The sequence below is a fragment of the Bifidobacterium sp. LH_558 genome, assembly GCF_056356295.1.
On sequence record NZ_JBKETZ010000008.1, the window covers coordinates 26,125 to 38,254 of the forward strand.

At 64.0% G+C, this 12,130-nt stretch carries 8 protein-coding genes; 5 read left to right on the top strand and 3 right to left on the bottom strand.

Going from position 1 to position 12,130, the window contains the following annotated elements; genetic code table 11:
* The first annotated feature begins 16 nt into the window (after positions 1 to 16).
* Entirely contained in the window at positions 17 to 979 is a 963-nt protein-coding gene (locus AC1AV0_RS09955; protein WP_476573585.1) for a dihydrodipicolinate synthase family protein, read from the top strand.
* Between the two features lie 163 nt (positions 980 to 1,142).
* On the opposite strand, the gene AC1AV0_RS09960 is transcribed toward AC1AV0_RS09955, so the two are convergent.
* Positions 1,143 to 1,886 (bottom strand): FadR/GntR family transcriptional regulator, encoded by a 744-nt coding sequence (locus tag AC1AV0_RS09960; protein ID WP_476573728.1) that lies wholly within the window; start codon positions 1,884 to 1,886, stop codon positions 1,143 to 1,145.
* A 387-nt stretch (positions 1,887 to 2,273) separates the two neighbouring features.
* Here AC1AV0_RS09960 and AC1AV0_RS09965 point away from each other — a divergent pair, with 387 nt between their 5' ends.
* The 3 genes from AC1AV0_RS09965 to leuA all read left to right on the top strand — a co-directional run bounded on the left by AC1AV0_RS09965 (position 2,274) and on the right by leuA (position 6,430).
* Entirely contained in the window at positions 2,274 to 2,894 is a 621-nt protein-coding gene (locus tag AC1AV0_RS09965) for a DUF5701 family protein (protein WP_476573587.1), read from the top strand.
* A gap of 32 nt (positions 2,895 to 2,926) precedes the next feature.
* Positions 2,927 to 4,375, top strand: coding sequence for a metallophosphoesterase family protein (locus AC1AV0_RS09970; protein ID WP_476573589.1), 1,449 nt, complete (start codon positions 2,927 to 2,929; stop codon positions 4,373 to 4,375).
* A gap of 141 nt (positions 4,376 to 4,516) precedes the next feature.
* Complete coding sequence (gene leuA / locus AC1AV0_RS09975; protein WP_476573591.1) at positions 4,517 to 6,430, top strand: 2-isopropylmalate synthase; 1,914 nt, start codon at positions 4,517 to 4,519, stop codon at positions 6,428 to 6,430.
* Between the two features lie 234 nt (positions 6,431 to 6,664).
* Here the strand turns inward: leuA and AC1AV0_RS09980 are convergent, their stop codons facing one another.
* Together AC1AV0_RS09980 and AC1AV0_RS09985 are read right to left on the bottom strand one after the other, a co-directional pair.
* Entirely contained in the window at positions 6,665 to 8,236 is a 1,572-nt protein-coding gene (locus AC1AV0_RS09980) for a glycoside hydrolase family 43 protein (protein WP_476573593.1), read from the bottom strand.
* A 24-nt stretch (positions 8,237 to 8,260) separates the two neighbouring features.
* Positions 8,261 to 9,871: a glycoside hydrolase family 43 protein gene (locus AC1AV0_RS09985; RefSeq protein WP_476573595.1), complete on the bottom strand. Its 1,611-nt coding sequence runs from the start codon at positions 9,869 to 9,871 to the stop codon at positions 8,261 to 8,263.
* Positions 9,872 to 9,994: 123 nt separating this feature from the next.
* Between AC1AV0_RS09985 and AC1AV0_RS09990 the strand changes: the two genes are divergently transcribed.
* Positions 9,995 to 12,112, top strand: coding sequence for a family 43 glycosylhydrolase (locus AC1AV0_RS09990; RefSeq protein ID WP_476573597.1), 2,118 nt, complete (start codon positions 9,995 to 9,997; stop codon positions 12,110 to 12,112).
* The last annotated feature ends 18 nt before the right edge of the window (positions 12,113 to 12,130 follow it).

Consider the following 12,130-nt stretch of genomic DNA (forward strand, 5'->3'; position numbering starts at 1 on the left):
TGAAGGAATGACTATTATGACCACACCATTGCGCGGAGTGATCCCTCCCGTCGTAACCCCGCTCACCGCCGCCGGCGACATCGACGCGGCCAGCTTCGAGCGCTCGCTCAACCGCATGATCGACGCGGGCGTGGACGGCCTGTTCACACTCGGCTCATCCGGCGAGGTGGCGTTCAGCACCGACGCCCGCCGCCGCGAAATCATCGAGACGGTGCTGCGCGTCGTCGACGGCCGTGTGCCCGTGCTCGTCGGCTGCATCGACACCGAAACCAACCGCGTGATCGAACACGCGAAGGTCGCCAAGGAGCTCGGCGCCGACGCGATCGTCGCCACCGCCCCGTTCTACGCGCTCGGCGGCATGGCCGAGGTGGAGCGCCACTTCCGCCTGATCCACGAGGCCGTGCCGGACCTGCCGCTGTTCGCCTACGACATCCCCGTATGCGTGCACACCAAACTACCGGGCGACATGCTCGTGCGTCTGGGACTCGACGGCGTGCTCGCCGGCGTGAAGGACTCGTCGAACGACGACGTGGCGTTCCGCTTCCTGGTGGACGACAACAACAAGGCCGGCCACCCGCTCACGCTGCTCACCGGTCAGGAGGTCGTCGTCGACGGCGCCTATATGGCCGGTGCCGACGGCTCCGTGCCCGGCTTGGCCAATGTTGAGGCCACCGGATACGTGCGCATGTGGAAGGCGTGCGAGGCGGGCGACTGGAACGCCGTTCGCGCCGAGCAGGACAAGCTCGCCGCGCTGATGCGCATCGTCACCAGCACCTCGGGCGTGTCCGGATTCGGCGCGGGCGTCGGCGCGTTCAAAACCGCCATGGCGCTGCTGGGCGTGTTCGCCACGAACCAGATGCCCGATCCGGTGCTGCCGCTCAAGGGCGGGAACGTCGAAGCCATCGCCGCCGTGCTCAAGGAATGCGGACTCGATCCGGTGCGCACTCCCGAAGAGGTGAGCGCCTCCACCGAGGCGTAGTCGCAAGACTATGCCTGAACATCTTCCGTTGTTCGGCGTGTGATCGATCACACGCCGAACAACGGATCCATTTCTCGTTATTCATTGCGCACGTGGGGCGGAACCGTTCTTTCGGTTCCGCCCCACGTGTTGATATGCGCGATTGATTCCTGCTTCTTGCTTGTTACTTCTGCAGTTCGGTTTTCAGAATCGACTCGATGGGCTCGTAATGGTCGATCACGGCCTGGCGATAGCCCTCCACATCGCCGGCGATGGCGGTATGGAGCATCCGAATGTGCGCGTCCGCGGTTTTGCCGAGCTGATGGCTGATCGGTAATCCAAGTTGCGGCAGCACGGCCATATGCACCACCCACAGTCCCCGCACGAGCTGTTTGGCGATGGAATTGTCCAACGCGTCCAGAACGCCCATGTGGAATTCGATGTCCTGGGACAGGAAGGTCTCGCCTTGGTCCGCCTTGGTCGACATGTCGCGCGCCAGCTGCTCCAATTTGGGCTGCTCGGTACCCTTGAGGCTGGCCACCACCTCGTCGGCGCAACCCATGTCGAGGAAGCGGCGCATCTGCACCACATCGTTGAGGTCGGAGAAGTTCTTGCCCACCGACACCAGCGAGCGGAACGTAAGCGTCTCCATCATCGGATCAAGCGAAAGCGAACCGACGAACGTGCCCTTGCCATGCTCCACCTTGACGATGTTCAACGCCTCGAGCTTGCGGATGGCCTCGCGCACCGAGGAGCGGGACGCGCCGATCTTCTCGCACAGCATCGTCTCCGTGGGTAGAACATCGCCCGGCTGGAGGTGCTCCTGCAGGATGAAGGCGCGGATGGCGTCCATCGTTTCGTCGCAGCGGCTGCGCTGGTTGGTCGGTACCGGCTGCTGTTGCGTGAGCGTCGCCAGCCGCGACATCATGGCCAGCTCCGTTTGGGTGAGCGACTCGTGGGTCGACGCCGATGCGGGGGTGGGGCTGGCTGCCATCGTTATGTTCCTTTCCGATGATCTGCACAACGCTGTCGCGGAGATCTCAGGCTCTGCGTCGGTTGCCGACGCAGGTAATGTAACCGTTGTTAACTCTTATATCCACAATAGTCTCTCTATGCGGGTGTGTCGCAGAAAATGGCTCATATTGTGCGCAAAGAGCATTCGCCCGTCACCAGCGACGGGTGCGCGGCGGCCGGTATGCGGTCGACGACCGAAAAGCCTCATCTCGGCTGTTCCGGTGGTACCTGCGGATTCGCTTCCGCCTGACATTGGCCATGCCTGCCTGCGGGGTCGGCGGAATGCGGTTAAGCTGGAGGCATGTCAAAGGCATCAGCAGAAGCGCGCAAGCAGTTGGACCGCATCGTGGCGTTGGGCTACCCGGATGTGGCGGATATGAGCGAGGCCGCGTTCCGAGCCCTCGCCATGCCCCTGATCAACGCGCTGGAACACACCGATCTGGGATCGAATATCCTTCTGGTGCCCACGCGCGAGCTGGTCTCGCCCGAATCGTTGATCGCGCGAACCTCCATCAACCGCATGGCCGGCTTCACCACCATGCCTCCGCGCGACATCGCCAGCTTCCTGCCGCAGGACGGATTCGAGCCTCCGGAGGGGCCGTTCTATCTGGTGGTCGAGCCCCACACCGGCACCTGCTATGTGAACCGCGAGCCGGATGTGGCGCGCAAACTCATCGACTCCGACGAGCGGCTGCCACTGACGTTGGAGGAGGGCTTGGCCATCGCCACCCAGCATCCCGACTGGCTGGAGGTCAAGAACGGATTCAATCTGCTGGGATCGCGTTCGGCCGACGGCCGTGTGCCGAGCATTTGGATGAGCCAGAACGCGCCTCGCCTCGGTGCCGTGTGGCCCAATTCGCGCCATACGTGGCTGGGCAACGCCTTCTGCATGGCCCGCCGCGGCGTCAGCCTTTTCGGCTAGCGCCGGCTGCGTTTGGTGTCTAGAGTGGGACTATGACTTTGCGATTTCGAGACAATGGCGTGTTCCGCGTGCTGCAGATGGCCGACGTGCAGGACGGTCCCGATGTGCTGCCCGACACGATTCGCATGATCCGCGAGGCCATCCGCGCCGCCGACCCCGACTTGGTGGTGTTCACCGGCGATCAGATCCGCGGATACGACCCCGCCTATATCGACACCTTCCTGCGCCGCCGCAGCGAAACGCCCGGCGCCCGCGTGCGCGCGGTCACTCTGGTCGAGGCGAAACTGCGCGGCATCCGCCAGCGCAATGCGTTGAACGCGAACCTCGAGGCCGCGGGCGAGGCGTTGCCCGCGGACGCGCATGAGGCGATTCCGGTCGCCGCCCCCGCGCACAGCGCCGCCACACTCGGCGAGCTCATGGATGAGGCGCACGACAAGGTGCGCCGCACCTTCGCCGGATTCCTCGGACCCGTGGTCGAGGCGGGCGTGCCGTTCGCCGCCACCTACGGCAACCACGACTTCCAGTGCGGCATCCTGCCCGCCGAACAGGACGGCATCTACCGCGAATTCCCCGGCTGCCTCAACCCCGTTCTTCCTCAAGACGGCGAGGCATACGACGCGTTGGCGCTGGAGCCGGGTACCTTCGCCGTGCCCATCGAATCCTCAGATGGATCTGGTCGTGTGGCGATGAGCGTGATGATGGTCAACTCAGGCGATTACGCGGGCGACCCCGACGAGAACGACGCGCAATACCCCGCTTATGTGGTCAACCCGCGCGGCCTCGATCTGGCCGATTCCGACGGCTACGGCACACCCTCGCCTGAAGCGATCGCATGGCTCGGCAGCGTGCAGCGCGCGCTGGGGGAGCGCAACGGCGACGGGCGGCCGGTGCCCGCCATCGCATTCCAGCACATTCCGCCGCAGGAGTTCTACGACTGCCTGACCCAGGTGCCTGCGTGGACGCCGAACGCCGTGGAAGGCGCCCGCGCCTTCGCCGGGCGCTGCTATGTGCTCAACAGGGACGTGTGCCGCCCCGGTTCGCGACTGGGTGAGGCCATCGGCTGCGCGGACGAGAACGTGGGCGAAGTCGCCGCGTTGCGCGAGGCGGGCGGCTATTTCGCACTGTTCTGCGGGCACGACCACAAAAACTCGTTCGTCGGCCATGTGCATGGGCTCGATTTGGGTTACGCGCCCACCTGCGGATTCGAATGCTATGGGCCGAAGTCGCGCTATCGCGGCGTGCGTCTGTTCGAATTCCATGAGAACGATCCGGCCGCCTACGAGACGCGCATGCTCACATGGGGCGAGCTGGTCGGCCGTTATTCGAGCGATGAACTGCGCGTGTGGTTCGAGGACCATTGCGTCACCGACGCGATCGGATTGCGCAACGAACTGCGCCGCCCGCAGGTGTTCGCCGCCGTGGCCGGCGTGCTGTCCGTGGGATTCGCCGCCGTGGTCCGCGCCGTTCTGCGCCGCCGTTGAACGGTCGGGCGTGCGGTGAGACGCTTGGTGTTGTTTGGGGCCGATGGGCTGTACGATGGGGAGTCACGCATGTTTCATGCGTGTAAACGACTATGAGCCGGGTTTGGAAGACCGGCACGACACTCAAGCAAAGGAGGAACGATGGGTCAGGATCAATCGTCGGTGTTTGATCTCGCGGCGGTCGCCGCGACGTCCAACGGAGGGAACAACGACCCGCTGCTGCCTCCGGCGCGATTCATCGGTGAGCCGCAGAAGCCCAGCAGGATGCCGTACAACAAGTACGCGTCCTACAGCCAGCAGATTCCGTTCGACTATCCCGAGCGCACCTGGCCGGGCAAGAGGCTGGAACGCGCGCCGCGCTGGTGCTCCGTCGACCTGCGCGACGGCAACCAGGCGCTGGTCAATCCGATGGATTCCGAGCGTAAGCTGCGTTTCTGGAACCTGCTCGTCTCCATGGGATACAAGGAGATCGAGGTGGGCTTCCCGTCCGCTTCCGAGACGGATTACGACTTCATCCGCATGCTGATCGAGCGTGAGCTCATCCCCGACGATGTGACGATTGTGGTGCTTACCCAGGCGCGCGAGCACCTGATCCGCAAAACCTACGAGTGCCTCAAGGGCGCCAAGCGCGCGGTGGTGCACTTCTACAACTCCGTCTCCGTGCTGCAGCGCGAAGTGGTGTTCCGCCTCGACAAGGCCGGCATCAAGAAGCTGGCCACCGACGCGGCCACGCTGTGCAAGGAGCTGGAGGGCGACGCCAAGGGCATCGACCTGTACTACGAGTATTCGCCGGAATCCTTCACCGGCACCGAGCCGGAATACGCGGTCGAGGTGTGCAACGCGGTGATCGACGTGATCAAGCCGACGCCCGAGCATCCGATGATCATCAACCTGCCGGCCACGGTGGAGATGACCACGCCGAACGTGTTCGCCGACCAGGTGGAATACGTCTCGAACAATCTCGTCGACCGTGATTCCGTGGTGCTTTCGCTCCACCCGCACAACGATGAGGGCATGGGCGTGGCCGCCACCGAACTGGCGCTGCTCGCCGGCGCGGACCGCGTCGAAGGCTGCCTGCTGGGCAACGGAGAGCGCACCGGCAACGTGGACTTGGTGACGCTGGGCCTGAACATGTTCACGCAGGGCATCGATCCGCAGATCGACCTGTCGAATGTGCCCGAGATCCGCAAGACGGTGGAATACTGCAACCAGATCAAGATCTCCGAGCGCCACCCTTACGCGGGCAACTTCGTGTTCACCGCGTTCTCCGGCTCGCATCAGGACGCCATCAAGAAGGGCCTCGAAGCCCGTCAGATGGCCGCCGAACGCGCCGGCGCCGATCTGGACAGCTTCGTGTGGCTCGTGCCCTACCTGCCGATCGATCCGAAGGATATCGGCCGCACCTACGAGGCGATCATCCGCGTCAACTCGCAGTCCGGCAAGGGCGGCATGGCCTACCTGCTCAAAACCAACCACAACCTCGACCTGCCGAAGCGCCTGCAGATCGAATTCGACCGTATCGTGCAGAAGTACGCCGACGAGACCAAGAAGGAAGTCAAGGACGAGGACATCTGGCGCCTCTTCAAGGACGAGTACCTTCCGGTCGAGGAGGGCGGCAAGACGGCCGCCGGCGCCGTGGTGGGCGACGCGGCCGACGAGACGCTGGAACAGTGGGGCCGCCTCAAGCTGCTCAAGGTGTCCGTCTCGTCCGGCGAGGACGGTTCCGACACCGTGCTCAAGGTGAAGCTGCTCGACCGCGGCGTGAATATGAACGACGACTCGGATGACGTCGTGCGCGAGCTCTCCGGCATCGGCAACGGCCCGATCGCCGCGTTCATCAACGCGGTGAGCAACCTGGGCATCAACGTGTCCGTGATGGACTACGTGGAGCATACGATGACCGCGAGCACCGACGCCATGGCCGCCTCCTACGTGGAATGCCAGATCGGCGAGGAGCCGGAAAGCGAGATCATCTGGGGCGTGGGCATCGATTCGTCGATCATCACCAGCTCGCTGAAGGCGATCATCTCCGCGATCAACCGTTCCGAGCGCTGATTCGCGTAGTCAGAAGTCGGTAGCGAGGCCCTGAACCCTGATGAGGTTCAGGGCCTTGTCGTTTAAGAAGACAAGTTTGGTCACCATCTTGTCGTTTAGGAAGACAAGATGACCACCAATCTTGTCTTGTAGGAAGACAAGATAGGTGCAGGTCAGCGTGGATATGCGAGCTCAAAAACCCGATCGTGCGAATTGAAGGCGATGGAATTGCCATGCGGTGATATGGGTTGGTGGTCAGACTTTGGCGCCCCAGATCGCTTGGTTGTTGCCGATGGCGGTGAAGGTAAGCGTGGGGCGGCCGTCAGTTTCGCGGGGGAGCATGGCGAACACGCCCGTGTAGGTCACGTCGTCCAAGATGATCGCCATTTCCGCACGGCAGCAGGTCACGCCCGACATGGACTCGAATGCGCCGAGCGGACGCCATGAGCCGCAGGTGGCCGGGCCGTCCGTCTCGCGCGGCAGATTCGCGGCGGGCGTGTCGTAGAACGACACCACACCGCCTTCGGTCACGCGACCGTCCTCGTGCAGCGTGACGGTGCGCGGCGTGTTGACGCCCTCCCACGAGCCGTCCTCGCGCCGCTTGCCATTGAAAAACGTATGCGGATCATGCAGCACGATCTCATACTCGCCGGCCAGCCGCTCCTGTGCCGACGGTGCCATGGCCGCATCTCCCTGGTATTCGTAAGGTGCGGCGGCGAGCCATCCATCGGGCGTGGGCAGCAGCTCGCGGATATGCGTCTCGTAATCCTCCTCGGCGCGGGCGATGAAGCGCGTGTGGTAGACGAGGAACAGCCTGCCGTCCGAGCTGCGGCGCAGGGCGGAATTGTGCCCCTGCGAGACTTCGACCTCCTCATCGCGCGCTGGGCCGCCGCTCCATTTGACCGACGAGGTGAGGCGGATTCCGGTGCCTCGGGTGTGGTTGTCGGGGGTTTCGCCGGAGGAGATCGCGGGATTGCCGTTCTGGTCGAAATACGGCCCAACGAGGTTTTTCGAGCGGAACAGACGGATCTGATATCCACCTTCGCGTCCGAGCCAGCCGTACGCCATGAACAGATACCACCACCCGTTCTCGCGCACAAAATACGAGCCTTCGCCGGAATTCCAGTAGCCGCCGGCCACCTTCACGCCGTAGTACGGGTCGGCGGCGTCTTTGACGAGCGGGTAGCGCGTCGTGTAGTCGCGCAGGCCGGTGGTGGGGTCGAGCCTGAACATCCAGATGCCGCCGAACCACGAGCCGACGCTCATCCAGATCTCGCCGTGCTCGCACTGAATCGGCGTCGCGTCGATCGCGTTGATATGCGTGTCCTTAAGCGACTGGTATCGCGCCAGATCGCCATACGCCTCGTCTCCCAACACGCGCGGCACGTCGGTGAGGCGCACGTTGTCGGGCGTGAAGCCGGAGTAGACGACCGGGCCCACGTAGGTCCAGTCGCCGTCCAGATGGTCGGCGGTGAGCAGCACGATGACGGAGCGGAAATTCGCGCCGTTCACCGACAGATACATGCACCACCGGCGCATGGTTTCGTTCCAGATCACGTCCGGCGCCCACGTGTTGCCTTCGAGTTCGGGATTTTCGGGCTGGCTGGGCCAGTCGCGCCAGATTTCGTCGAGCAGGGCGTGCGGGTCGCGGCTCAGATTGTTGTCGAACCGCTCCCAGTGCACAAGGTCGTGGCTTTTCGCGAAGCGGCGGTGCGTGCCGAAGATGTAGTAGATGCCGTTCTCTTCGACGATGGCGGGATCGTGGATGGCGACGCGGCCGTCGGCCAGCGGGTATTCGGTCGGTCGCTCGTCGGTGTTCTCAGACATGGTTTTCCTTGTATGCGGGGGTGATTAGAGCTGGGAGGCCCAGATGGTGACGTTGTTGCCGAGGGCGGAGAAGGTCATGACCTCCTTGCCGTCCACATCGCGCGGCAGTTTGGCGAAGTCGCCGGTGTAGGTCACGTCGCCGAGGGTGAGGGTCACCTGGTTCGAATCGTTGGAGGCCTCCCACGTGCCGGACTGCTCGCCCGAGACGGTGCCGTCGGCGTTCAGTGTGATGTTCACGGGCTGGTCCACGCCGTTGTATTCGGTGCTGTCCATATCGGCCTGATTCGTTTGCCCCTTGAAATAGGTGTGTTGGGATATCGTGACCAGCTCGTAGTCGCCGATGATCTCGTCGCGCGTGTAGCCGGACGTGTCGGCGGTGGCGCCGGTGAATTCGTACGGCGCGGCCACCAGCCATCCGTCGGAGGTCGGCAGCAGTTGGCGCACGCGCACCTCATGCTCCTCGCCGCGCCCGGAGAATCGCGTGTGGTAGACGATGTAGGCGTTGCCGTCGTCGTCCACCATGGCGGAATTGTGGCCCTGGGCGACTTCGATATTCGCGTTGTCGTTGCCGCTCCACTGGAGCGAGCCCATCAGGCGGATGCCGGTGTCTCCGGTCCAATTGCCGTTGACCTCCGCGGTGGAGACCGCGGTGTTGCCGTGCTCATCGACGTAGGGGCCGGTGATGTCTTTGGAGCGGAACACGCGCACCTGGTAGCCGCCCTTCTGCTGCAGGGCGCCGTAGGAGGCGAAGAGATACCAGTAGCCGTTGGTGTGCAACAGGTAGGAGCCTTCGCCGGAATTGCCGTAGCCGCCGGCCAATTTGATGCCGTAGTAGGCGTCGGACTGGTCGGTGATGGTCTCGTAGGTGGTTTCGTAGTCGCGCAGGCCGGTGGCGGGGTCGAGCTTGAGCATCCACATGCCGCCGAACCACGATCCGAAGGTCATCCACATGTCGCCGTTGTCGTCGGTTTTCACGCACGGGTCGATGGCGTTGATCTCCGTGTCGGTGGGGGAGAGGTACCGGGTGATGTCCGCGTCGTCGCCGAGCACCTGGCCCACGTCGGTGCGTTCGACGGTGTTGTTGTTGAATCCCGAATAGACGACCGGGCCCACGTAGGTCCAGTCGCCTTCGATGTCGTCGGCGGTGAGCAGCACGATGGTGGAGCGGTAGTTGATGCCGTTGACCGACATGTACATGCACCACTTGTTCATGGTGTCGTTCCACAACACATCCGGGGCCCACATATTGCCGGTGAGTTCGGGATTGGCGGTTTGTTTGGACCATTCCTCCCAGATTCCGCCGAGGATGTCGTCGTAATCGGTGCTCAGGTTGTTCTCGAATGTGGTCCAGTTGACCAGATCGTCGCTTTTGGCCCATGCGCGGTGGGATCCGAACACATAGTAGACGCCGTTGGCTTTGACGACTGACGGGTCGTGCACGGAGACGCGGGAGATGCTGGACGGTTCGGTGACGGTGGCGCGGCTGGTGGCCGTGTTGGCCTGGTTGGCCGCCTCTCCGATGCCGCCTGATGCGGATCCGCCGATGCCTTGCGCGCAGCCGGCGAGTGTGCCGGCCATCAGGGCGGTTGTGAGGGTGACGGTGATGGTGCGGCGAAGCGCTGCGATTGGCGTCATATGTTTGTTCTCCCCTTCGTTGGAGCGAGTCGTTCTGCGTGTTGTCAAATTTGTACAACGATGTAATTCACGCTATAGTGTACAACGTTGTAAAGAAAAAGGTCAATCCGGAAGGATGTCACGATGTTGGGCACCACCTCCCTGCTGTGCTACACCCGCAAGCCCACCAAGCGCGAAGAGGCGAACAACGCCGATATCGCCCTGAGCATGCATCTCGCGCTGCGTTCGCGCGTCAGCGGTGACTGGATGCCGTTGAACGAGAATTACGGCATTTTCTTCGCGGCAGGCGTGCCGAGCGCGGCCTGCGCTGGGTCGCGCGCCGCCTGCACCGCCGCCGCCCACCTCGGCGCCGACCCCTACGATGACGGCCGTGAGGCCAGTCCCGCGGTCGCCTATGGCGCGGTGATGCCCGAAGTCGACATTGTGCTCAAAAGCCTGCGCGATCCCTACCTGTTCCGCCTGTCTGACGGCGGCTTCGGCATCGCGGCGACGCGCACCGCACGTGGCGGCGAATCGGACGGATCCGAGCGTTCGTCCTTCCTGCTGGCCGTCAGCCGCGATCTGACCGATTTCGACCAGCTGGGCCAGGTGGTGCTCGACACCGACGCCGGCGTGAACAAACCGAGCGTGGAATTCGACCAGACCAACGGGGAGTACCGCATCCGCTGGTATTCCGATGATGGAGCGGCATACCTCGCCGTTGTGGACGACATCACCAAGGCCGTCGGCCGCACGCTGACCGCCAGCCTCGATCCGCAGGGCGCGCCCCGCCTGGCCGCCGCCGCGGACGACGCGGCCGGCGACGTGTACGGCATCGCCGACGTGGTGCCCGGCAACAGCATCGCCATCACGGAGAAGGAGGCGCGCACGCTGATTTCGCGCTTCGGCCGCATCTACAACACCGGCGCGTCCGTGCGCCCGTACTCGATGCCCGCCGCACTGCGCGGCGAGGAGGCCCGCGACGCGGTGGCGAGCCTGCGCAACGTGTGCGCGGAACTCAAGTATTCCGACGGTTCCATGGCCATACGCGCCGTGGACTGGGATGCCGACGAAATCGACCGCCTGGGCGACGATCTCGCCGCGGGCCGACTGAACGCGGGGGAGAAGCGCGCCATCCACGGCCGTATCCGCCAGACCGTCTACCCCGTGCCCTTCGCGGTGGAGCGCGCCGATCCGTCGGTGTTCGCCTGGAATTGGAACGGCGAGCCGCTGTTCCTCTTCATCGCCACCGAAGACGAGGATGGCAACTGCATCGACCCGCGCGGCGGCCGCACCCACATGCCGCTGCGCGTCGCCTCGTCCATTGCGGGACTTTCCGACGCGGCGGGCGGCCGTGAGCATGAGATCGATCTGCTCACCTGCGGCGACCTCAACAGCGAAGGCCGCGCGATGACCGGCTGCTTCTGGGCGCCGGAGCTGCATGTGATTGACGGACGCCTGTCCATCCTGTTCATGCCCTGCTTCGACGGGCCAAGCACTAATCCCGACGGTTCGGCCAACGACCGCGCCGGCAAGCCGGATATGTGGACGGGCAGCTGCCATATCATGCAGCTCAAGCAGGATGCTGAAGGCCGTGATTTGGACCCGCGCGAGCCTGCCAACTGGACGGTTCCCGAACCGATTCTTGATCCCGATGGCGAGACGCTCAACCCCGTGCAGCGCATATCGCTCGATATGACGGTGATCGCCGATTCGGGCCGCTGGTACTACGCCTGGCAGCAGGTGGGCAGCGTGTGGATCGCGAGTTTCGACCCCAAGAAGCCGAACCGCCTGACCTCTAAGCCGCGCCAGATCATCGTGCCGGAATACGCGTGGGACAACGCAATCGCCGAAGGGCCGAACGCCGTGGTGCATGACGGCCGCATCTTCCTGATCTACTCGGGCTCGCTGGTCGGCATCGACTACACCACCGGTCTGGTGACCGCTCCGGCCGGTGAGAACGCCGACCTGCTCGACCCCGCCACCTGGACCAAGCTCGCCTATCCGCTGCAGAAGTCCGGCGTGTACAACGGCGAATGGCAGCTCGGCACCGGGCATGGCATGTGGTCGCACGATGAGGACGGCAACCTCATCTACGTGTTCCACAACGCCGAATACAACGAAGGTCGCTACGGCGGCCGCGACGCCCAGGTGCGCCGCGTGCATTGGTCCGCGGAAGGGATGCCCGTCCTCGACCTGCAGTCCACCGAGGAGCTGCATCCGGACTATGCTTGTATAACGATGAACATCACCTTGTCATAAGTGAAGAGACGTTAAAGG